Annotated in this window: 22 protein-coding genes; 16 read left to right on the forward strand and 6 right to left on the reverse strand. The window is 59.8% G+C overall.

Annotation, left to right across the window (positions count from 1 at the left end; all coding sequences use genetic code 11):
* The first annotated feature begins 35 nt into the window (after positions 1-35).
* Genes ACIP21_RS20440 through ACIP21_RS20450 form a run of 3 tightly spaced genes read left to right on the forward strand, consistent with a single transcriptional unit; the run spans position 36 to position 3,186 of the window.
* A complete protein-coding gene (locus ACIP21_RS20440; protein ID WP_400691257.1) occupies positions 36-1,649 on the forward strand; it encodes an ATP-dependent nuclease in 1,614 nt (537 codons plus the stop codon).
* A complete protein-coding gene (locus tag ACIP21_RS20445; protein WP_400691260.1) occupies positions 1,642-2,709 on the forward strand; it encodes a UvrD-helicase domain-containing protein in 1,068 nt (355 codons plus the stop codon). Before ACIP21_RS20440 ends, ACIP21_RS20445 begins: the two co-directional genes overlap by 8 nt.
* A 42-nt stretch (positions 2,710-2,751) precedes the next feature.
* Complete coding sequence (locus ACIP21_RS20450; RefSeq protein WP_400691263.1) at positions 2,752-3,186, forward strand: hypothetical protein; 435 nt, start codon at positions 2,752-2,754, stop codon at positions 3,184-3,186.
* A gap of 121 nt (positions 3,187-3,307) precedes the next feature.
* Here ACIP21_RS20450 and ACIP21_RS20455 read toward each other — a convergent pair whose 3' ends face one another.
* Positions 3,308-3,916, reverse strand: a complete 609-nt coding sequence (locus ACIP21_RS20455; RefSeq protein ID WP_400691266.1) for a DUF262 domain-containing protein — start codon at positions 3,914-3,916, stop codon at positions 3,308-3,310.
* A gap of 342 nt (positions 3,917-4,258) precedes the next feature.
* Here ACIP21_RS20455 and ACIP21_RS20460 point away from each other — a divergent pair, with 342 nt between their 5' ends.
* Entirely contained in the window at positions 4,259-4,492 is a 234-nt protein-coding gene (locus tag ACIP21_RS20460) for a hypothetical protein (protein ID WP_400691268.1), read from the forward strand.
* A gap of 183 nt (positions 4,493-4,675) precedes the next feature.
* Here ACIP21_RS20460 and ACIP21_RS20465 read toward each other — a convergent pair whose 3' ends face one another.
* Positions 4,676-4,918 (reverse strand): hypothetical protein, encoded by a 243-nt coding sequence (locus ACIP21_RS20465; protein ID WP_400691271.1) that lies wholly within the window; start codon positions 4,916-4,918, stop codon positions 4,676-4,678.
* 255 nt (positions 4,919-5,173) lie between these two features.
* Between ACIP21_RS20465 and ACIP21_RS20470 the strand changes: the two genes are divergently transcribed.
* A complete protein-coding gene (locus ACIP21_RS20470) occupies positions 5,174-6,259 on the forward strand; it encodes a hypothetical protein (RefSeq protein ID WP_400691273.1) in 1,086 nt (361 codons plus the stop codon).
* 405 nt (positions 6,260-6,664) lie between these two features.
* On the opposite strand, the gene ACIP21_RS20475 is transcribed toward ACIP21_RS20470, so the two are convergent.
* Positions 6,665-7,834 (reverse strand): hypothetical protein, encoded by a 1,170-nt coding sequence (locus tag ACIP21_RS20475; protein WP_400691276.1) that lies wholly within the window; start codon positions 7,832-7,834, stop codon positions 6,665-6,667.
* Between the two features lie 471 nt (positions 7,835-8,305).
* Here ACIP21_RS20475 and ACIP21_RS20480 point away from each other — a divergent pair, with 471 nt between their 5' ends.
* Both ACIP21_RS20480 and ACIP21_RS20485 read left to right on the forward strand, forming a co-directional pair.
* The gene (locus ACIP21_RS20480) at positions 8,306-8,668 is read left to right on the forward strand and encodes a methyltransferase domain-containing protein (protein WP_400691279.1); all 363 of its coding nucleotides are present in this window, start codon (positions 8,306-8,308) and stop codon (positions 8,666-8,668) included.
* A 13-nt stretch (positions 8,669-8,681) separates the two neighbouring features.
* Positions 8,682-8,918, forward strand: coding sequence for a hypothetical protein (locus tag ACIP21_RS20485; RefSeq protein WP_400691281.1), 237 nt, complete (start codon positions 8,682-8,684; stop codon positions 8,916-8,918).
* Positions 8,919-9,008: 90 nt separating this feature from the next.
* Here the strand turns inward: ACIP21_RS20485 and ACIP21_RS20490 are convergent, their stop codons facing one another.
* Positions 9,009-9,704, reverse strand: a complete 696-nt coding sequence (locus tag ACIP21_RS20490) for a hypothetical protein (RefSeq protein WP_400691284.1) — start codon at positions 9,702-9,704, stop codon at positions 9,009-9,011.
* 125 nt (positions 9,705-9,829) lie between these two features.
* Between ACIP21_RS20490 and ACIP21_RS20495 the strand changes: the two genes are divergently transcribed.
* From ACIP21_RS20495 to ACIP21_RS20505, 3 genes are all read left to right on the forward strand, one after another.
* Complete coding sequence (locus ACIP21_RS20495; RefSeq protein ID WP_400691286.1) at positions 9,830-10,537, forward strand: ATP-binding cassette domain-containing protein; 708 nt, start codon at positions 9,830-9,832, stop codon at positions 10,535-10,537.
* Positions 10,534-11,328 (forward strand): ABC transporter permease, encoded by a 795-nt coding sequence (locus ACIP21_RS20500; RefSeq protein ID WP_400691289.1) that lies wholly within the window; start codon positions 10,534-10,536, stop codon positions 11,326-11,328. The genes ACIP21_RS20495 and ACIP21_RS20500 overlap by 4 nt, the downstream gene beginning before the upstream one ends.
* Positions 11,329-11,436: 108 nt before the next feature.
* Positions 11,437-12,288 carry a hypothetical protein gene (locus ACIP21_RS20505; protein WP_400691292.1) on the forward strand — a complete coding sequence of 284 codons (852 nt, stop codon included), beginning with the start codon at positions 11,437-11,439 and terminating at the stop codon, positions 12,286-12,288.
* Between the two features lie 25 nt (positions 12,289-12,313).
* Here the strand turns inward: ACIP21_RS20505 and paaX are convergent, their stop codons facing one another.
* Complete coding sequence (gene paaX, locus ACIP21_RS20510; RefSeq protein ID WP_400691295.1) at positions 12,314-13,237, reverse strand: phenylacetic acid degradation operon negative regulatory protein PaaX; 924 nt, start codon at positions 13,235-13,237, stop codon at positions 12,314-12,316.
* A gap of 77 nt (positions 13,238-13,314) precedes the next feature.
* On the reverse strand, positions 13,315-13,914 hold the full coding sequence (paaY, locus tag ACIP21_RS20515; protein ID WP_400691298.1) for a phenylacetic acid degradation protein PaaY: 600 nt from the start codon (positions 13,912-13,914) through the stop codon (positions 13,315-13,317).
* 279 nt (positions 13,915-14,193) lie between these two features.
* Between paaY and paaF the strand changes: the two genes are divergently transcribed.
* The 6 genes from paaF (at position 14,194) to paaK (ending at position 20,410) form a co-directional block, all read left to right on the forward strand.
* Entirely contained in the window at positions 14,194-14,967 is a 774-nt protein-coding gene (gene paaF, locus ACIP21_RS20520) for a 2,3-dehydroadipyl-CoA hydratase PaaF (RefSeq protein WP_400691301.1), read from the forward strand.
* Between the two features lie 38 nt (positions 14,968-15,005).
* On the forward strand, positions 15,006-15,797 hold the full coding sequence (paaG, locus tag ACIP21_RS20525; protein WP_400691304.1) for a 2-(1,2-epoxy-1,2-dihydrophenyl)acetyl-CoA isomerase PaaG: 792 nt from the start codon (positions 15,006-15,008) through the stop codon (positions 15,795-15,797).
* A gap of 2 nt (positions 15,798-15,799) precedes the next feature.
* Positions 15,800-17,317, forward strand: coding sequence for a 3-hydroxyacyl-CoA dehydrogenase PaaH (paaH, locus tag ACIP21_RS20530; RefSeq protein ID WP_400691306.1), 1,518 nt, complete (start codon positions 15,800-15,802; stop codon positions 17,315-17,317).
* A complete protein-coding gene (paaI, locus tag ACIP21_RS20535) occupies positions 17,310-17,765 on the forward strand; it encodes a hydroxyphenylacetyl-CoA thioesterase PaaI (protein WP_400691309.1) in 456 nt (151 codons plus the stop codon). Before paaH ends, paaI begins: the two co-directional genes overlap by 8 nt.
* Positions 17,758-18,978, forward strand: a complete 1,221-nt coding sequence (gene pcaF / locus ACIP21_RS20540) for a 3-oxoadipyl-CoA thiolase (RefSeq protein ID WP_400691311.1) — start codon at positions 17,758-17,760, stop codon at positions 18,976-18,978. Before paaI ends, pcaF begins: the two co-directional genes overlap by 8 nt.
* Positions 18,979-19,090: 112 nt before the next feature.
* The gene (gene paaK, locus ACIP21_RS20545) at positions 19,091-20,410 is read left to right on the forward strand and encodes a phenylacetate--CoA ligase PaaK (RefSeq protein WP_400691314.1); all 1,320 of its coding nucleotides are present in this window, start codon (positions 19,091-19,093) and stop codon (positions 20,408-20,410) included.
* Positions 20,411-20,521 lie beyond the last annotated feature (111 nt).

Below are 20,521 nucleotides of genomic sequence, written 5' to 3' on the forward strand. Positions count from 1 at the left end.
CATCAAAGCGCCATACAAAAGCACTTCGCCAAGGAATGTCGACTGTGATCACAAAAATCCGCATCCGTGGGTACCGCATCTACAAAGATTTCGAGCTTAAACCCAACCCGGGCGTGAACATCCTCGTCGGTGACAATGACGCAGGGAAGTCCACATTGATGGAGGCCATCTCGCTGGCGCTGAACGGCCGGATAGGTGGGCGAGGGATTCTCGAAGAATTGAACCCACACTGGTTCAACACTCAAATGGTGGCTGAGTTTCTGGCCCTAAGGGACGCAGGGAAGACGCCTAAGCTCCCGGAGATCCTGATTGAGCTTTATCTGCAAGATGTAGCCGATTTGCAGGTGCTACTCGGTGCGGTGAATGCGGACGTGCCGACCAACGTGTGTCCGGGGGTATTCCTCTCCATTTTCCCGAACGAGGAATACCAGGATGAGCTGGATCAGTGGCTCAAGGATCCGTCACCCCTGCTGCCCGTTGAGTATTACACCTATGAATGGCGGTCGTTTGCTGACAACGAGCTCACTCGGCGCCCGCGGGCGCTTTCGGTGGCCACGATCGATTCTCGGACGGTCAAGTCCGCTGCTGGGGTTGATTATCACCTACGACAAATTCTGAGCGATCACCTGGAGCCAGCTGAGAAGGCGCAAATCTCGCTGGACTATCGAGGCGTCAAAGCATCCATGACTGAAGGAGCGCTGGCGCCGGTGAACAAGCGCCTCGAGGGTCTTGGTGCTGCCCTGCAGTCTGAGCCTATGTCGCTAGCAATGGATCAAACGTCCCGTACATCCTGGGATAGCGTGGTCACTCCACACGTCGATGGCCTCCCATTCGCGATAGCCGGCCAAGGACAGCAAGCCGCTATCAAGATCTCTCTCGCGATGAAACGGCATTCTTCAAGCGTGAAAATCGTGATGATCGAGGAGCCGGAGAACCACCTCTCACACACCAGCCTAACGACACTGCTCGATCGTATTGAAGACCTGGCCACGGAGGAGCAGCAGCTCTTCATCTCTACCCACAGCACCTACGTTTTGAACCGGCTTGGCCTCAATGCGTTGCTACTACTCCACCGTAACAGCGCGGCCAAGATCACGGAGCTCGATCCGACAACGGTGAGCTACTTCCAAAAGCTTCCAGGCTACGACACCCTCCGTCTCGTGCTAGCGAAAAAGGTCGTCCTGGTTGAGGGGCCATCCGATGAGATCATCTTCGAGCGTGTCTATAAGGATCTGTACGGGGCTCGCCCGATGGCCCATGGCATTGATGTCATCAGCATGCGCGGGCTAGCACTGGCTCGGTGCTTAGAGCTTTGTGCTGCGATCAACAAGCCGGTCGCCGTAATGCGAGACAACGATGGCATTGACCCGACTGAGCTCCGTAAACCAGTTGAGCAATGGCTGGAAGCGAAGCGCAGAGATCTCTTCATTGGGGAGGTAGCCGACGGCGCGACTCTTGAGCCTCAACTCATTACTGCCAATGGCGAGCCTCAACTGCGCAAGACCCTCGGCATCACCGATGCAGCTAACCTGGCGACGTGGATGACACGTGAGAAAACGGAGGGGGCGATTCGAATTGCCGAGTCTGACGAAGCCCTCAGCCCACCTCCCTATATGAAGGCCGCGGCGGAGTTCATTCACAATGCCTAACCATCTGACCCTGGCGGTCGCCGGAGGGAGAAAAACCCAAGGCCTCGTAGATCACTGCAAAGGTCTGCCCAGTGATCGCCGCGTCCTTGTCGCCACGTTTACCCAGACCAATCAGCAAGAGCTTTCCCATCGGCTTCGAGCACAGGCTGGTGATCTCCACAACATCGAGGTGCTGGGTTGGTACACGTTTTTACTTCGCCACTTTGCGAAGCCGTTCCTGCCGGTGAAATTTCCCGGTGAACGGGTAGGGGGCTTCAATTTCGAAGGGCGCCCCTACAGGTTCGCCAAGGGCAAGCAAAGATTCATGGACGGAAGCAACCAGGTTTACGGCTGCGAGCTCGGCCGCCTGGCGCGCGAGCTAATGGCTGCAACACCTGCGTTGCTTCGCCGCCTGGAGCATCTCTACGACGAGATTCTGATCGACGAGGTTCAGGATCTGAGTGGTTACGACTGGGAGATCATCCATGATCTGCTGCAATCTCGAATCGACGTTCGCATGGTTGGTGATGTTCGCCAGGCCGTGCTCTCGACCAACCCACGGGGGCAGAAGAATAAGCAGTATGGCTACGCCGGCGCTCTTGACTGGTTTCAGGAACGCGAGCAAGGAGGGCTGTTGAGTATCAATTACGCAACGGTGACTTATCGCTGTCGAACCGAGATCGCAACGTTCTCCGACACCATTTTTGATGCGTCCTGGGGTTTCCCTGGCACCACCTCAGAAAACCACGAGGTGTCTGAGCATGACGGTGTGTTCCTGGTGCACTCGAAGAACGTTATCGAATACGTTGAGCGGTACCGCCCTCAGTGCCTTCGCTCCATGGCGTCTTCAGGCAAGGAGTTTTCCCTGGACTACATGAACTTCAAGGTCTCCAAGGGCGCTACGTTCGAGCGTGTGCTAGTCGTACCTACAGGGCCAATCACTGCTTTCATTCAGAAGGGAGCCTGCCTTGAAGCTACGTCTGCGGCAGCATTCTACGTAGCGGCAACGCGTGCAAAGCAGAGCCTAGCAATCGTTATCGATAAGCCCGGCAAGTCGACGCTGCCGATCTGGGAGCCCTGACTACATAAATGGCTCACCCCAAAATCCTTGACGCTCGAGGGCATGAGCTACGACCTCACCGCGGTACAAGCAGACGCGCTTGCATCAGGCCTTTACGAAGCCGCTTTACGTTCAGGAGCGGACACCGTCACCCCTTGGGCAGAGTGTCAGGTTGAATCAGTCACCCCCACACCTGTGTCTCAATCAAAGAAATTCGGTGTGAGTGAAGTGAGCTCAGTCGACTTCAGAGATGTGAAATTTCTTGCGATGGGTTGGCTTTATGAGGGTGAGGGTGGAGACCCTGAATTTCCGAAGAACGTGGTCTTCATCAAGGTCAGCCAGCGGGATGAGTTTGTACTCGAACTGGGGGCATCGCATCACCAACTGTCCCTGACACAGATTGAGCTACTGTATCTTGGGCTTGCACGCGCAGCTTTCGGTCTGAAGCACAGGACGTGGGAGATCAACGGAAAGTCGATTCGTTGGCACAGCGTCTAGGAGGCAGCTTTATGTTAGACCTGTCGGACTGACCGGTGATCTCTGGCCGCGCGGGAACCAGGTGGCATTGCAGATCAAGAGGAGGGCGCCTTGCAGGAGCCCTCTATATAGCTATGACCGGTTATGCAGATGCTCGCTGATCTTCGGTGTGTGGCGTGCCACCAAACGCCCTAAGATCGTAAGCCTGCCTGAGTGCCGTTTCATCATCCGAGTGCACCCGGGCTTGGGCAAACGGAGTGTTGAGAAATCGCCGGCGCTCTGCATTGCCCAACTCAGACCAGAACCTCACCTGGCCTAGGGCATCGGGCACGCCAAACTCCCCAAGCAGATAACCTTCTAGAGCGGTAAGGCGTTGTTGGCCGTCCAGCAGCACCTCACTATTGATCGCAAACGCTCCGGTGCGATCGGCATACGCATACCACTCATTGACGAGGTACGAGCCAAGGTCTGCCCCCATCCAAATCGAGGTAATGAACCTGACCTTCTGCTCGTCTGTCCATACAGCCGGACGCTGCCAGGGGGCGAGGGGATGCCCCATGGCGAATCGGGTTGCCCATGGGTACTTAGCGCGAGCCTGTTCAGGATCTGCCGAATATGCTTCGAGGTTGGCTGCAAGCATGTCGACCTGGAACATGTGCAGCGTTGCGTCTAGCTGCTTGTGAGGCATACGAACACTGCCGGATTCGTCAGCACCGTTGAAGCGTTGAAACACTGCGTTTGTTGTGAGCATTGATTGTCTTCTACTGAAAGAGGATTTTTCAGACCACCTACGTGTTTCTAATGAAATTATTCTGGGGTCTTCGTCGATGTCGCTAAGATAACACACCAGATACGTCGAGCAATGCGAAGGAAGTGCAGATTTCGCTTTAAGTCAAAAGTTTACCAAAATGCTTAATTCTGACGATTAGCAATTAGCTAAATATTGAGCTGCAAGCCAGAGCTCATACCAGAAATGCCCCCCTACGTCTGAGCCACGCCCTTCTGGAAAGGTAGAAAAAATCATATGGATACGTAATTCATAGCTATGCTGAGATGGCAAACGGCAACCTTGCGATCGTGAGAGAAACGCGCTATGAAGAAAAAAAGAAATAAAGCTTTCCGTGAGAATTCCAAGCCCCATGTAGTTGTTGCCACAGACAGCTTGAGCAATGAAATTATTGGGGCCGCCGTTTATCACGACAACTCACTGACAATGCTAGAACCGAAGGACAAGACTGGTGAAAGTGCTCAATTCTCAGACTCAGACCCTGACAAGGATGTTCAGGACAGCCGCGACACTGGCCTTGAAGATTCAGAAGATGACTAACAATGATTAAGAAAGATGTCCAGCGAGCTCATGCAAGCGGAGCGCGCAGGCCTACGGCCGAAGGCGTGAGGATGGCAGCCCGAAGGGCCAAGACGGCCGCCTAGCGGTGGCTTGGTTTACAACAGCCGACCCCGTAGGGGCACGCGAAAAGAGGGCAATTACGGTAGGGTTCTGATGAGGCTGTCAGTCTGCAGCCCCTGTTCTTGGGCGCTTCCGGTGCGCAGGATCCACTAAATGCTTCACAGCTTCACGGCTCCGCAAGACCTGGTCACGGATTTCTTCCGGATCGATCGACATCACACCACGCTCGACCTTCAGCGTTTTAAGCTTGTTAACAGCCTTGATGAATTCGCGCTCACGCCTTATCTCGGCTTCTGACCTACGATCAGGAAAGAGGAAATCCCGGATACGAAACATGAAGCTCATGACGCAGGTTGCCTCGTGGCTGAGTTGAGCGGGACTGATCTTAGATGATTGAAGGGCCTGCAGCCAAATTCCGCCCGTCGGCGACTGCGTGCTCAGACCAACCTCTGTACTACGGTTAATCAAGGTTGCCTCACCTCAGCTCTGGTCGACTCAAAGAGGTTCTTCACCCATCACATCCTTCCAGCATCTTGTGACTCAGCTGTCTTGCGACAGATAAAGCGACCAGCAGCAAAGACAGCGCTTGAGGATCATGAGATGGCCAACATACTCACCCATGCTGCCCGACATGCTAAAGCGGAACTCCTCGCTGCAGGCATTGACGTGGGGCATGCGAAGCTCCTGGAAGTCTTGGCTGCGCTCCTTGGCTACCACACCTATCGTGCACTCAAGCATGAAGAGGATGACCAAGAGCTTGAGTATCATCTACCCGATGCAGAGTTCATCGTTCTCGACCAGAATCTTGGCGAATTGCGTGCTGCTGAGCTGTTCGAGCTTCCAGGTGAGGTGTTGCCCAAGTGCATAGCGGCGCTGGAGGAATGCCTGCCAACTCAGGTTCTTCCAAGCGTGGACGCTTACCTTGAGCGTCAGGGTTTGCACCTTGGGCCAGATTGGAGCTCGAGGTACAAGCTGAGCCCTGACCCAATCTGGGAAGCGCGTCGTTCATGGCAGGTGCATGCCGAAGTCTCATTGCAGAACATTGCACCTGATGCTGAGCTTCAGGAAGTCAATGTGCTGCTCACTCATGCGAAAGCTGGCCGCTCTGGATTGGTCTTGAGGGACAAACCAGTCGAGGACATCACCGCGGTTCTTGAAGTCACGCGAGTGAATCAGTTAGTACAAAGGGATGACGGTTCAGCTATTCGCCCTTGGGTAGCTGTCGTCGTCCACATTCCCTCTGGAACTGTCCTGGGAAGCGCTATTTCGTTGGCCGATGATCTAGGCGTTCTGGAGGTCAACGCTTTAGCCGACGCTCTTCGCTCGACTCTACATGTGGGCACCGACGAGAGTCGTAATTACCTGCCATACCACATCAGCAAGCTGCAGATTGATCGTTCCGTTAGGTCAAATGGGTTGATCCGAATGGCTATGATTGCAGGGGTCGATGTCACCTACAGCACCCGCCCCATGGCAGGGGGATCGGCTGAGCGGATCCTTCAGAAACTCACGACATTAGGGATGCGTATGAGGCAGTTACGGTATAGCAGGAAGTCAAAACCGAACGTCATGACTCTCGCTGCTTTCACAGAGCACTTCCAAAAAAACTGCAAGATCCTCAGGCGGCTGATGAGTAATCATCATGCCGGTCACAATATTGGCAATGTCCTATTTGAACCAGAGTGAAAATGTGTGTGCATGGGCATGAAGCGGAATGAAAAGGGGGAGCGCTAGCGCTCCTCGTCCAAGGCCGTAGGCGAGGGTGGCATTAGGCTCGAGCTTGACTCTCATGGCCTTGAATGGCGTAAAGATGCAAGCCCGGCGGGCCGGAGCAGCCGGTAGCACTGTTTACGATAGCCATCCCAACGGGCCACGCTATATCAGACATCAGCCTTTCTATGGGCTGGATCAACCAGGTGCTTCAGGGCCTCACGGCTCTCTACAGCCTCGCCGACGCTTACGAAACCTTCATGCCACGATTGAGCGCCATCTGAGTCGATGACCTGCTTCCAATGAAAAATCTAGATTTTTACAGGGGCAGGGCAGAAGCAATAAGGTAGCTATGAAGCTCCTTGCTGCAGTCACCGGTGCTTAGATCTGACGTGGGCGACCACGCTTCCTCGACCTGCGTATCAGTGTGAATGACAGCCCCATGAAAATATCTTTGCGGGCAAAAGCATCAGGATAGTTGCAATTTTCAATCAATTGACATATTTCGTCACGAAACCCTGTCATCAGACTAAGCAGATAATAATATCCAAAGCCATGATCGGATCTTGGGCGAGTAAATATATCAGCATCTGGCAATTCTTTCTCAAAAGGTACGCACAGGTAGTCAGCATGCATCTTTAGATAAACCTCCATCCTCCCATCTAGCTTATAGATTTTCTCCGAAGCGAGGCCTGGATGATCAGTAAAGCGCCAAATATTGTCAGCCCCAATCTTAAATTGAGATAATGTTCCAGTATTGCCATAGCCACGGCAGAGAGCTCTAAGAGGGATGTCGGTGTAGCGCATAACTGCCATCGCGAACAGGATAATATTGTAATACCAATCAGAGCTTCGTAATTCTGCTGTTATCCCAAAAATCCAATCGAGTTCGTGTGCATGCAACCGTGGCAACCCCTCACTGTGCGCCCTCCGATCGGCTCTCGCGGGGCGCTTCCTCGGGATCGAGTCGCGCAATTGCTTTATGGACTCTATTGATAAATTAGGGAGTACACATGACGTATTTGAAGCAAGGAACTCAAAAAGCTCCAAGATCAAATTTCGCTCCATGTCTAATCTACTCCAATGAGCTTCCTCTATAAAAGCTCCATTCTTGGCCACACGTCTAAATGGCCGCCAAGCTTTATTAAGCTGCCACTCCGCATGCGAACATCTTCGATCAAGTACAAAGCGGCTATGACTTGCTGAGGCAATCCATGAAGCATCTGGCGTTTCGAGGAAAGACAAACAGTTCTTTATATCCTCTGATGCCCAATCGAATATTGACTTTCGGCAAACTATAAGGCTCCAATTCAGAATTCGCTCAAGAGACTCTGGGTAAACTTGCGGCCTATGGCCTCGCGGCGTGGTGGATGATATGTCTTTGAAGTGGCAGAACAATGATATTGCCTTATAAGACTCTATGGCATGGACATTGTTTTCAAAGGACTCAAGCGCCGCCAATACATTCACGTTATCAGGCAAGCCGAGGTCACTAGATGAACCCCAGCCAAGCGGAGACAGCATTGGGATAGGTAAACGTAGGCCAGGCATGCGGATTCGCCAGTCCAAGCTAGACTGTAAGAACTAAATACTAGCAGTGCTTCTGTAGGTCTGGCTGAATTTTGATGGTTGATAAACGCCAGCCCATTCAGTTAAGCGAGGACGGCAGGAAGCGGCGGTCGTGGAAGCTTCAGATCCAGCACAGAGCCCTTGCGGCAGGAAGACTGGCTTCCGGTTTTTAAGGCTATCCAGAGAGCACGATTAGCTGGACAACCTTAAGCAGCAGTGGAGAATCTATGCGTAAGGCTTTGATTTCAGTAGATCCGGTTTTCAGTTCTGAATCTCCGAATTTTAGGTGCAACCGACAACTGATTCGAACTTTTCTTGATACGCAATTTAACATAATATGCATTATGCGCAGATCAGTATTTTCCATGCGAGCCACACCCGGGGTACATTTCAACCTCAGCAACCCCCTTATGGACGTTCAACCTTCAAAGCCGATCAAGGATGCCCCAGTTCATGTCTCACCATCCCTCCGCGGATCAGATCATCAGCCTCTACGATCGCCACGCGGCCGCCTGGAACGATCTGCGCGCCAACCATTTCATCGACCGCAAATGGATCGAACGCTTCCGTTCGCTGCTACCGCGGTCTGCAACCGTTCTGGATCTGGGCTGCGGTTCCGGTCAACCTGTGGCGCGTTATCTGATCGATGCTGGCGTGTCTGTCGTCGGTGTGGATTCGTCTGCGCAGATGCTTGCTCTGTGCAAGTGCGCAATTTCCAGCGCAGGAATGGATTCACGCAGACATGCGCACATTGGTGCTCGATCGACAGTTCGCCGCCATTCTGGCATGGAACAGTTTTTTCCATCTCAAACCTGACGATCAGCGCCAGATGTTTCCGATATTTCAGCGCCATGCCGCACCTGGGACCTTGCTGATGTTCACTGGCGGGCCTTCACATGGCGAAGCCCTGGGCGTGTTCGAGGGTGAAACGCTTTACCATGCAAGTCTCGATCCGCAGGAGTACATCGACCAGTTGACCGACCACGACTTCGAGCTGCTGGAGCACATCGTTGAGGATGCGGAATGCGGTGGCCAGACGGTTTGGCTTGGGCGTCGCCTGCCCTGACTGTTATGCTCTAGTATTATAACTACGCTAAATAGTCATTTAGTGTAGTTATAATAAGGCTTCCGGAAAACTGCACCCCTCTACCCCCATTCAATTGGCCTTGTCGCGCCAACTGAAGTGTCGAGGCTCTGACACAATGGCCTTCAAGCCTGCCTTGGGCAGCTCGTAGGCGCGGAACTCAACTCCATCAGAAGTGGCCTGTAGTCGCTGAACCAGATACAGCATGTCGTCAGACTCGCCCGCTTGGCAGCCCTTGAACTCGTCCAGGTTGGTATAAATGGCACGCCGTTCGGTGCACTCCGCCACAAACCGCAAAGCCGATGCTCTACCGCTCTTCGACGGCATTTGTATGAGCAGTTGTGATGCCAGGAACAGGCTGAGCGCAAGCAAGCCAATGATCGCCACGGCGGCAAAGCACGCGCGGTGCTTGATTACATTGTCACGGGCTCGCGCTACCCAGGCAATCGGTCGCCCCGGGCCAGGCACCGCCGTGGTCGGTCGCTCGAGCAATACGACAATCAGCGTGATGAGCCCGACCAGTGCAATGGCGAAAGCAATGGAAGTCACGATGGAGCCAAAATTGGCGGCACCGTAGGCCACGAATTGCTGTGGACTGATATTGATTCGGCTGGGAGAGACGCCCAGCGTCAGATAGAACTTCTCTAGGTGGGCGTAGCCACACAAGGTGAAGGCGCCGATCATGCTCGCCAAGAAAATCGCTGCATCGATTCTGAAATATTTGCCGAGCACCATCCTGCGCTGATCTAAAGGCTCACCTGCCATCATCTATTCCTCGTCCTGAGTTGATACTGCTCGTCCTTAAGTGGCCAGGTTATCTTCGCCCCCTTCCCGCCTGCAACCGCGTACCACCGATACACTAAACAGCATGAGGAAGAGCAAAAGGAGAGTCTGTGACACCCGATAACGAACTTCCAGGCGCTGCTGCCTTGCTGTCGGCCAGGCAGTTGGCGCGTATCGATCCGCTGAGCCAGGTGACCCTGTTGGCACCAACCGACCTCTCGCTACACGCCGGCGAACGCATCACGCTCGAAGGTGCGTCAGGTTCCGGCAAGAGCGTGCTGCTTCGTACCCTGGCGTTGCTCGACGCGCCCAGTTCCGGCGAGGTCCTTTGGCTGGGCCAGCCGGTCACGGCGCCGTCGATTCCGCGCTATCGCTCCCGCGTTTGCTACCTGGCGCAGCGTGCAGCGCTGATGGAAGGCAGTGTCATGGACAACCTGCGCCTGCCCTTCTCTCTTCGGCATAATCGCCAGCTCGCCTTCGATGCCCGCCTGGCGGCCGAGCTGCTTGACCTGGCCGGCAAGCCGCAGAGCTTTGTCGACAAGGCCGGCGCCGAGCTCTCCGGTGGCGAAGCGCAGGTGGTGGCCCTGGTCCGCGCGCTGCTGCTCACGCCCCAGGTGATGCTGTTCGATGAACCCACGTCGGCACTCGACCCGCAATCGGTAGCCGCGGTCGAAACCCTGGTGATGAACTGGTTCACCGATCACCCACAGGCGCGCGCTTGCCTTTGGGTCACCCACGACCCGGCACAGGCCAGACGCATTGGCACGCGGACGCTGCGCATGCAGCAAGGCTGCTTGCTCGACGGGCAGCAGCCATGAACTACCACAACCTTGCCTATACCGACGTGGCCATCGCCGCCGCGCTGATCCTGGTCAATGGCCTGCTGTCGCTGCTGCTGAAATTGCAGCTGGAACGCCAGTTGCTCTGGGCAGCGCTGCGCACCGTGACACAGCTCCTGGCCATCGGCTACATCCTTGGCTGGGTATTCGAGCATGCCCAATGGTATGTGGTGCTGCCGCTCATGCTGACCATGACCCTGATCGCCGGCGTTTCCGCTGCCGGCCGTGGCAAGCAGCGCCATCGCGGGCTGCTGGCCGACAGCGTGCTGTCGGTAGGCTTGAGTGCCTGGCTGGTAACGGCCATCGGGCTATTCGTGGTGCTGCGGGTGCGCCCTTGGTACGAACCGCAATACGCCATTCCCATTCTTGGCATGATCCTTGGCAATACCCTGACTGCCGTGGCCCTGGGCATCGACCGCATGACCCGAGAACTGAGCGCCCAACGCCCGCAGGTGGACATGGTCCTGTCCTTGGGCGGTACTCGCTGGGAAGCGGCACGCGCTGCCGCCACCCAGGCACTGAAGGCCGGGATGATGCCAACCCTGAACCAGATGTCGGTGGTGGGGATCGTCAGCCTGCCCGGGATGATGACCGGGCAGATCCTCGCCGGCCAGCAACCCGGCGATGCGGTGCGTTACCAGATCGTCATCATGTTCCTGATTGCTGCGGCCTCGGCGCTGGGCACGGTCAGTGCTGTCCTGATGACCTTCAACCGGCTGTTTTCGCCTGCACACCAGTTCATGGCCCACAAGTTGGCCAGAAAACGCTGAAGAATGGCCGGACATTTCCTTCAAGTGCTTGTGCTGCCGGCTGCTTATCGCGCATTGAAAATAAATAAATAGTGCAGCTCCTTTGTTCGAAGCAAGGAGTCACAGCGTATGGACGTTACCACCCGCCCGGCCGCCGAAGGCATCTACTACGACTATGAAGCCATCAAGTCAGCAGCCCGAATTCTGCGTGATTGCAGGATCGAGACCGAATGCTTCCTTACCAGCAAACGCGCGACAGTGGCCATCGGCATGGGTGGCAGGGCTGCCAAGGAGAGCATTGTCATGCTGGCGGGGCTGGGCGGCGCGGCAGCGGGCTCCGTCGTGCCGGTGGCAGGAACGCTCGCCGGGGGCTTCCTGGCGGCGACTGCGACACGTGAAATACTGCCGGAATATAACCTTGCCCCCGTAACCGATCCGGGCGCATTGATTGCCAAGAAGGCCAACGGGTCGATGACTGCCAAGTTCGCCACCTGGGACTTTCACCGAGGCAAAGCCAGGGACTTGGTCATGAACGAGGCCGGGAACAGGGCGGTGAACGCAGGTCTTTCGGCGCTGGGCGCTGCAACGCCACCTGCGTACGTGCCGTTCTCATGGCTTTATCAGAATGCCAAAGACCTCTATAAGACCAAGAGGACATCGAAACCTGATCTCATCCGAGAGCTGCAGTTCGGCGTCATGCATGCCGAATTCGTGATCGAGCAGCTGGACGCCAAGATTCGCAAGGCGTTTCGCGAGCGCGGCAGAATGCGGCAATACCGCGACCTGTTGAACATGTCCGCCGGTCCCAGAGAGCTGGGTGTCGAGGTGATCAATCACCCGCTCCTGCCACACGAATGGAAAAGGCTGTCCAGCTATGAAAGGCACCACAGACACGCGCTAGCGGAGCTGGGCAAACTCAAGCGAGTCGTCTGCCATGCGGCCTGCAGATTGTTGGTCAATCCGAGGGAAACCGCGGTCTAGCGCCTGCCTCAAGCGCTGCGGTAACTCAGGTCAAACCACCAAAGCGCCGATGATAGCTCTCGTTGGCATCCGGCAAGGGCCCGTCGGCGGTTTCCAGGGTTCGTTCCAGGTATGCTTCCGCTTCACCTTGTACCAGACGATAGAGATTACGGCACAGCTGACGGGCCGCGCGCCCTTCCCAATCGCCTGGCAGCAATTCTTCAGGTAGCTGGGGATCACGCAGCAACAGCCGGCGATATTCGTGAATCAATAATGTACGGGCCAGGAAGCAGTCACGGGCGTCGGGCGTCTGGATGTCCTTCATGGCCTGCCACAGTGGGCGAAACAGCCGGATGAACTCGCTGTACTGCTCGGCCAGCTCATCGATCCGCCAGCTTTCGCGCACCTGCGCGCGCAATGCCTTGGAGGCCAGCACCTCCTGGGTATGGGTTTCGAAGACGATGCTGTCGTCCTCGGCGCCCTGTTCGCGCAAGGTGGCTGCCAGGTCGGCGCGGTCACTGCGCGGGCAACCCAGAAGGTTCGGGCCCATCGCGCCGAAGCCCTGCCACTCCAGTTCCTCGCGCACGGCCTTGCGCTTGCTGGCCTCGAGCTGGGACAGCAGCACCAGGGTCCAGGCGCCGTCCCAGGCCGGTTGGCTCGGGCTGTACACGCGCTTGAAGGCTTTCTCGAAACGCCGCCGGCCGGTGCCCGTGAGGCTGTAATAGCTGCGCCGGCCGACTTTCTCGGCGGTCAGCCAGCCTTCCTTGGTCAAGCGAAAGATCGAGGTGCGGATCAGTCGCTCGTTGATGCCGATCGGCTCCAGCAGGTTGATCAGGCTACCCAGCCAGACCGTGCCGCCGCGGGGTTCGATGGCATCGCCGTAGAGGGTGATGATCAGCGAACTGGCGCGGATCGGCGTCTGCTCCTGGAAGCGGGTGATCAAGGTGTTCAGCGGGGCAAGAGTGCTCATGGACGAACTGCGCGCGGAGAAAGCACCGACTATACCCGTGCGACGGGTCGCCTGGCCATGACGTGAGGCAGGCAGGGTCATGCGCCCGCCTCGCCTTTGGGCCTGAAGCCGCCATCGCCCATGCGCGGGCGTTGCGCCTCGACGGTAGCCAGCGGTGGGCATTCCACCAGGCTGGCCATGCAGCGCAGGGTCAGCTGCTGGTACTCGGCCGTGCCGCGTTGCTTCCAGCTGACTTCCTGCTCGGTCAACGGGCGTTTGACCTGGGCTGGAGCGCCCATCACCAGGCTTTGCTCGGCACATTCGAAGCCGGCCTTGACGAAGGCCGTGGCGGCGACGATGCAGCGCGCTGCGACATGGGCGCCGTCCATGACCACGGCGTTCATGCCGACCAGCGCGTCCTCGCCCACCCGGCAGCCATGCAGCACCGCACCATGGCCGACGTGGCCGTTGCGCTCGATCACGGTATCGCCGCCCGGGAATCCGTGCATCACGCAGGTGTCCTGCAGGTTCGCCCCCTCTTCCAGGACGATGCGCCCGAAATCACCGCGCAGTGACGCCAACGGCCCCACATAGCAGCGCGGGCCGATGATGACATCGCCGATCAGCACGGCGCTCGGGTGCACGTATGCGGTGGGGTCGACCACAGGAGTGAGGCCATCGAGTCGGTAGCAAGGCATAGCATGATTCCTCAATCCATTAGGTTTTCATATGGATCTTGTATCGCAAATGGTTGCGCCGTCAATCCGGGCCTAAGCCATTAACCTCATGGATATTCCTTGATATGCGATACGTCAGCTCCGCTAACGAGATACGCAATTCATATTTCACTGTTGCAATTACGTATCATGTGGTGCTTATACTGGATTCACCTGGGCGCACTCGACTGCCGCCCCTGCAGACAATTCCAATAACGCCGGCCACCCGAAGTGCCGTGCGAGCAGCCAGAGGACCTCGACATGCCGCGTTTCATCGCTGTGCAGACGCCAGAACCCGGCGTACGCCTGATCACCCTGCACCGCCAGCAGGCACTCAACGCCCTGTGCACCGAGTTGCTGGCGGAACTGGCTGCGGAGCTGACGAGCGCCGACACCGACGAGCACATCCGCGCCGTGGTCATCACCGGCAGCCGCAAGGCCTTCGCCGCCGGCGCCGACATTCACGAGATGGCCGAACGCGACCTGGTCGGCATCCTCGACGACCCCCGCAGCGCCCACTGGCAGCGCATCGCCGCCTTCGGCAAACCCTTGATCGCCGCCGTGAATGGCCACGCACTGGGCGCCGGCTGCGAACTGGTCATGTGCGCCGACATCGTGGTCGCGGGTGATGACGCCCGTTTCGGCCAGCCAGAGATCAACCTCGGCATCATGCCGGGTGCCGGCGGTACCCAGCGCCTGCTGCGCGCGGTGGGCAAGCCGCTGGCCATGCAGATGGTGCTGACCGGCGAAGCCATCAGCGCCCGGCATGCCTTGCAGGCCGGGCTGGTCAGCGAAGTCACCCAGCCCGAACTGGCCGTCGAGCGCGCCCTGCAGCTGGCCCGCAGCATCGCCGCCAAGGCACCCCTGGCCGTGCGCCTGGCAAAAGAAGCGCTGCTCAAGGCCGGCGACACCGACCTGGCCAGCGGCCTGCGCTTCGAGCGCCATGCCTTCACCCTGCTGGCCGGCACCGCCGACCGCGACGAAGGCATCCGTGCCTTCCAGGAAAAACGCCCGGCGCAGTTCAAAGGTCGCTGAGCCGCCCCTACCCCATCGTCTGATCGAGCGAGTCTGCCATGGCTTTCCAACACATCCTGTTTTCCATCGAGGACGGCGTCGCCCTCCTCTCGCTGAACCGCCCCGAGCAACTGAACAGCTTCAACACCCAGATGCACCTGGAAGTGCGCGAAGCGCTCAAGCAGGTGCGCCAGAGCGAGCAAGTACGGGTGCTGCTGCTGACCGGCGAAGGCCGCGGTTTCTGCGCCGGCCAGGACCTCTCCGACCGCAACGTCGCACCCGGAGCGGCAATGCCGGACCTGGGCGAGTCCATCGACAGGTTCTACAACCCGCTGGTACGTACCCTGCGCGACCTGCCGCTGCCAGTGATCTGCGCGGTCAATGGTGTGGCCGCGGGTGCCGGGGCCAACCTGCCGCTGGCCTGCGACCTGGTGCTGGCCGCACGCTCGGCGAGCTTCATCCAGGCGTTCTGCAAGATCGGCCTGGTGCCAGACTCCGGCGGTACCTGGCAACTGCCGCGCCTGGTCGGCATGGCACGGGCCAAGGCCCTGGCGATGCTTGGCGAACGCTTGAGCGCGGAACAGGCCGAGCGTTGGGGCCTGATCCATCGCGTGGTAGAGGATGCCGCCCTGCGCGACGAAGCCCTCGCCCTTGCCCGCCACCTGGCCACCCAGCCCACCTACGGCCTGGCCCTGATCAAACGCAGCCTCAATGCCAGCTTCGACAACAGCTTCGACCAGCAGCTGGAGCTGGAGCGCGACCTGCAACGCCTGGCCGGGCGCAGCGAGGATTACCGTGAAGGCGTCAGCGCCTTCATGAACAAGCGCACGCCTGAATTCAAGGGGTGCTGAGCATGCAAGCACTTCACAGCAATGCCCTGGTGGCCGTGATCGGTGCCGGCGCCATGGGTGCCGGGATCGCCCAGGTGGCGGCCCAGGCCGGTCACCCGGTCAAACTCTACGACAACCGCCCCGGTGCCGCCGCGCAGGCCGTGGCCGGTATCGATCGCCAGCTCGGCCGACTGGTGGAAAAAGGCAAGCTGGCCCCTGAAGCACGCGAAGCCATCAGTGCCCGCCTGCAGCCGGTGGAAGCCATCGAAGCCCTGGCCGACGCCCGCCTGGTGATCGAGGCCATCGTCGAGGACTTGCAGGTCAAGCAAGGGCTGCTGCGTCAGCTCGAAGGCCTGTGCGCGCCGGATTGCATCCTGGCCAGCAACACCTCGTCGCTGTCGATCACCCGCTTGGCCGCTGGCCTGCAACGCCCGCAGCAAGTGGTCGGCATGCACTTCTTCAACCCGGCGCCGTTGATGGCGCTGGTGGAAGTCGTCTGCGGCCTGGCCACCGACCCTGGCATCGCCACAACCCTGTATGAAACCGCCAGGGCCTGGGGCAAGCAGCCGGTCCACGCACGCTCCACCCCAGGCTTCATCGTCAACCGCGTGGCGCGGCCCTTCTACGCCGAAAACCTGCGCCTGCTGCAGGAAGGCGCCGCCGATTGCGCGACCCTCGATGCACTGCTGCGCGAGGCCGGCGGGTTTGCCATGGGCGCCTTCGAACTCACCGACCTGATTGGCCATGACGTCAACTACGCCGTTACCTGCTCGGTGTTCGACGCCTTTTATGGCGACTTCCGTTTCCAACCGTCGCTGCTGCAGAAGGAACTGGTCGACGCCGGCCGCCTGGGGCGCAAGAGCGGCCAAGGTTTCTACCGCTACGGCGAAGGTGCCGAGCGCCCGCCGGCCGCCGAGCTGCACACCCTGGCCAGCGCCGAACACTGCGTGGCCGAAGGGCATCTTGGGGTGATGCAGCCGCTGCTTGAGCGCTTGCGCGACCGTGGCGTGGCCATCACCGAGCGTGCCGGCAGCGGGCTGCTGCGCGTCGGCGACGCCACCCTGGCGCTCTCGGACGGCCGCCTGGCCAGCCAGCGGGCCCGCGAGGACGGCCTGGGTAACTTGGTGCTGATCGACCTCGCCCTGGATTACCAGGCGGCAACCCGCATCGCCATCAGTTGGTCCGCCGACACCACGCCCGAGGCCCGCGACCAGGCAGTGGCACTGTTGCAGCGCGCAGGCCTGCGGGTCACCGGCGTCGCCGACCTCCCCGGCCTGGTGGTGCTGCGCACTGTGGCCATGCTCGCCAACGAAGCTGCCGATGCCGTGCTGCAAGGCGTCGGCAGCGCTGCCGATATCGACCTGGCCCTGTGCGCCGGGGTCAACTACCCACGGGGCCCGCTGGCCTGGGCCGAGCAGATCGGCGTCGGCTATACCCTGCGCGTGCTGGACAACCTGCAACGCAGCTACGGCGAAAGCCGCTACCGCCCCTCCCTGTTGCTGCGCCGCAGCGATGCTCAAGGAGCCCGCCTGCATGACTGACCTGCCACGTACCCCTGAGGCGCTGGCCCAGGCCTGCGCCGATGTCCTGTTCGCCCGCGACCAGGCCACGCAAGCGCTGGGCATCCACCTGCTGGACGTCGGCCCGGGCCGGGCCCGGCTGAGCATGCCGGTTCGCGCCGACATGCTGCAGGGCCACGGCACCTGCCACGGCGGCTTCCTGTTCGCCCTGGCCGACTCGGCCTTCGCCTTTGCCTGCAACAGCTACGACAAGGCCACCGTGGCCTTGGGCTGCAGCATCGACTACGTCGCCCCGGCGCTGCAGGGCGACCGGCTTACCGCCAGCGCCATCGAGCTGAGCCGCAAGGGCCGCACCGGCCTGTATGACGTGCGCATCGAAAACCAGCACGGCGAGCTGATCGCCCTGTTCCACGGCAAATCCTACCAAGTGCGCGGCACGCTGCTCGCGCAGGAGACCGCAGATGACTGAACACAAGCCCCTCGATGCCTTGATCATCGATGCCGTGCGCACCCCGATCGGCCGTTACGGCGGCGCCCTGAGCCGGGTACGCGCCGACGACCTGGCAGCGGTGCCGATCAAGGCGCTGATCCAGCGCCACCCGGAGCTGGACTGGCAGGCGATCGACGATGTGATCCTCGGCTGCGCCAACCAGGCCGGTGAAGACAACCGCAACGTCGCGCGCATGGCCAGCCTGCTGGCCGGCCTGCCGATCAGCGTGCCGGGCAGCACCCTCAACCGCCTGTGCGGCTCCGGGCTGGATGCCATCGGCAATGCCGCCCGTGCCCTGCATTGCGGCGAGGCCGGATTGATGCTGGCCGGTGGCGTCGAATCGATGTCACGCGCGCCGTTCGTGATGGGCAAGGCCGAGCAGGCCTTCGGCCGTAGCGCCGAGCTGTTCGACACGACCATCGGCTGGCGTTTCGTCAACCCACTGATGCAGGCCGAACATGGCATCGATTCGATGCCGGAAACCGCGGAAAACGTCGCCGAACAGTTCGCCATATCCCGCGCCGACCAGGATGCCTTCGCCCTGCGCAGCCAGCACAAGGCCGCCGCCGCCCAGGCCCGTGGGCGCCTGGCACGCGAGATCGTGCCGGTCGAGATCCCCCAGCGCAAAGGCCCGGCGCTGCGCGTCGAGCACGACGAACACCCACGGGCGGACACCACCCTCGAACAGCTTGCCAGGCTCGGCACACCGTTCCGTCAGGGCGGCAGCATTACCGCCGGCAACGCCTCCGGGGTCAACGACGGCGCCTGCGCCCTGCTGCTGGCCAGCAGTGAAGGCGCCCGCCGCCATGGCCTCAAGGCCCGCGGGCGGATCGTCGGCATGGCGGTGGCCGGCGTCGAGCCGCGGATCATGGGCATCGGCCCGCTGCCAGCCACGCGCAAGGTGCTGGCGTTGACCGGCTTGTCGCTGGCCGACATGGACGTCATCGAACTCAACGAGGCCTTCGCCGCCCAAGGCCTGGCCGTATTGCGCGAGCTGGGCCTGGCCGACGACGACCCGCGGGTCAACCCCAACGGTGGCGCCATCGCCCTGGGCCACCCGCTGGGCATGAGCGGTGCACGCCTGGTCACCACGGCGCTGCACCAGCTCGAGGAAGGCGCTGGCCGCTACGCCCTGTGCACCATGTGCATCGGCGTTGGCCAGGGCATTGCCATGGTCATCGAGCGTCTCTGACCAAAGGCTTGTGACTGAACACGACGCCGCCGGTTATGCTGCGTCCATGACACTCACGGTAAGCCGCCCTTGATCGGTGCGGCCGACGTACAAGAACAATTCGAGTGAAGCCATGAACATGTACCATGATGCCGATCGTGCCCTGCTGGACCCGATGGAAACCGCCAGCGTCGACGCCCTGCGCCAGCACCAGCTGGAGCGCCTGCGCTGGAGCCTGAAGCACGCCTATGACAACGTGCCGCTGTACCGCAAGCGCTTCGATGACTGCGGTGCCCACCCCGATGACCTGAAATCCCTCGACGACCTGGCGAAGTTCCCCTTCACCGGCAAGAACGACCTGCGCGACAACTATCCTTACGGCATGTTCGCCGTGCCCCAGCAGGAAGTGGTGCGCCTGCACGCCTCCAGCGGCACCACCGGCAAGCCGACCGTGGTCGGCTATACCCAGAACGACATCGACACCTGGGCCAATGTGGTCGCCCGCTCGATCCGCGCCGCCGGCGGTCGCAAGGGCGACAAGGTGCATGTGTCCTACGGCTACGGGCTGTTCACCGGCGGCCTCGGCGCGCATTACGGCGCCGAGCGCCTGGGCTGCACGGTGATCCCCATGTCCGGCGGCCAGACCGAGAAGCAGGTGCAGCTGATCCGCGACTTCCAGCCGGACATCATCATGGTCACGCCCTCCTACATGCTCAACCTCGCCGACGAGATCGAACGCCAGGGCATCGACCCCCATGACCTCAAGCTGCGCCTGGGCATCTTCGGCGCCGAGCCCTGGACCGACGAGTTGCGCCGCTCCATCGAGCAGCGCCTGGGCATCGACGCCCTGGACATCTATGGCCTTTCGGAAATCATGGGGCCGGGCGTGGCCATGGAGTGCATCGAGAGCAAGGACGGCCCGACCATCTGGGAAGACCACTTCTACCCGGAAATCATCGACCCGGTGAGCGGTGAGGTGCTGCCGGACGGGCAACTGGGCGAACTGGTGTTCACCTCGCTGAGCAAGGAGGCGCTGCCGATGGTGCGCTACCGCACCCGCGACCTCACCCGCCTGCTGCCGGGCACGGCAAGGCCGATGCGGCGCATCGGCAAGATCACCGGGCGCAGCGACGACATGCTGATCATCCGCGGGGTGAACGTATTCCCCACGCAGATCGAGGAGCAGGTGCTGAAAATAAAACAGCTTTCAGAGCTTTATGAGATTCATCTGTATCGCAATGGCAATCTGGACAGCGTCGAGGTGCATGTGGAGCTGCGCGGCGAGTGCCAAGGGCTGGACGAGGGGCAGCGCAAGCTGCTGACCGGCGAACTGGCCAGACAGATCAAGACCTACATCGGCATCAGCACCCAGGTGCGGTTGCAGCCTTGCGGCACGCTGAAGCGCTCGGAAGGCAAGGCTTGTCATGTGTTCGACAAGCGTCTGGCCAGCTGACCCGCCTGCTGTTGGCAAGCCCCGACCTGGTTCGGGGCTTTTTTTTGCATTTTTTCTGCCGGCCCTTTCGCGGGTGACCCCGCTCCCACAGGCAATGTGAATACCCGAGGC

The sequence above is a fragment of the Pseudomonas sp. NPDC089401 genome (genome assembly GCF_044749485.1).
Classification (GTDB): domain Bacteria; phylum Pseudomonadota; class Gammaproteobacteria; order Pseudomonadales; family Pseudomonadaceae; genus Aquipseudomonas.

Excerpts from the sequence above, each read along its gene's own strand:
- ACIP21_RS20470 (WP_400691273.1), top strand. The coding sequence starts at position 5,174 with ATGGCCAACATACTCACCCATGCTGCCCGACATGCTAAAGCGGAACTC.
- ACIP21_RS20465 (WP_400691271.1), bottom strand. The coding sequence starts at position 4,918 with ATGAGCTTCATGTTTCGTATCCGGGATTTCCTCTTTCCTGATCGTAGG.
- paaF (WP_400691301.1), top strand. The coding sequence starts at position 14,194 with ATGCCGCGTTTCATCGCTGTGCAGACGCCAGAACCCGGCGTACGCCTG.
- ACIP21_RS20455 (WP_400691266.1), bottom strand. The coding sequence starts at position 3,916 with ATGCTCACAACAAACGCAGTGTTTCAACGCTTCAACGGTGCTGACGAA.
- paaH (WP_400691306.1), top strand. The coding sequence starts at position 15,800 with ATGCAAGCACTTCACAGCAATGCCCTGGTGGCCGTGATCGGTGCCGGC.
- ACIP21_RS20450 (WP_400691263.1), top strand. The coding sequence starts at position 2,752 with ATGAGCTACGACCTCACCGCGGTACAAGCAGACGCGCTTGCATCAGGC.
- ACIP21_RS20480 (WP_400691279.1), top strand. The coding sequence starts at position 8,306 with ATGTCTCACCATCCCTCCGCGGATCAGATCATCAGCCTCTACGATCGC.
- ACIP21_RS20500 (WP_400691289.1), top strand. The coding sequence starts at position 10,534 with ATGAACTACCACAACCTTGCCTATACCGACGTGGCCATCGCCGCCGCG.
- ACIP21_RS20440 (WP_400691257.1), top strand. The coding sequence starts at position 36 with ATGTCGACTGTGATCACAAAAATCCGCATCCGTGGGTACCGCATCTAC.
- ACIP21_RS20475 (WP_400691276.1), bottom strand. The coding sequence starts at position 7,834 with ATGCCTGGCCTACGTTTACCTATCCCAATGCTGTCTCCGCTTGGCTGG.
- ACIP21_RS20485 (WP_400691281.1), top strand. The coding sequence starts at position 8,682 with ATGTTTCCGATATTTCAGCGCCATGCCGCACCTGGGACCTTGCTGATG.
- paaI (WP_400691309.1), top strand. The coding sequence starts at position 17,310 with ATGACTGACCTGCCACGTACCCCTGAGGCGCTGGCCCAGGCCTGCGCC.
- ACIP21_RS20505 (WP_400691292.1), top strand. The coding sequence starts at position 11,437 with ATGGACGTTACCACCCGCCCGGCCGCCGAAGGCATCTACTACGACTAT.
- pcaF (WP_400691311.1), top strand. The coding sequence starts at position 17,758 with ATGACTGAACACAAGCCCCTCGATGCCTTGATCATCGATGCCGTGCGC.
- paaK (WP_400691314.1), top strand. The coding sequence starts at position 19,091 with ATGAACATGTACCATGATGCCGATCGTGCCCTGCTGGACCCGATGGAA.
- paaG (WP_400691304.1), top strand. The coding sequence starts at position 15,006 with ATGGCTTTCCAACACATCCTGTTTTCCATCGAGGACGGCGTCGCCCTC.
- ACIP21_RS20460 (WP_400691268.1), top strand. The coding sequence starts at position 4,259 with ATGAAGAAAAAAAGAAATAAAGCTTTCCGTGAGAATTCCAAGCCCCAT.
- ACIP21_RS20445 (WP_400691260.1), top strand. The coding sequence starts at position 1,642 with ATGCCTAACCATCTGACCCTGGCGGTCGCCGGAGGGAGAAAAACCCAA.
- paaX (WP_400691295.1), bottom strand. The coding sequence starts at position 13,237 with ATGAGCACTCTTGCCCCGCTGAACACCTTGATCACCCGCTTCCAGGAG.
- paaY (WP_400691298.1), bottom strand. The coding sequence starts at position 13,914 with ATGCCTTGCTACCGACTCGATGGCCTCACTCCTGTGGTCGACCCCACC.
- ACIP21_RS20490 (WP_400691284.1), bottom strand. The coding sequence starts at position 9,704 with ATGATGGCAGGTGAGCCTTTAGATCAGCGCAGGATGGTGCTCGGCAAA.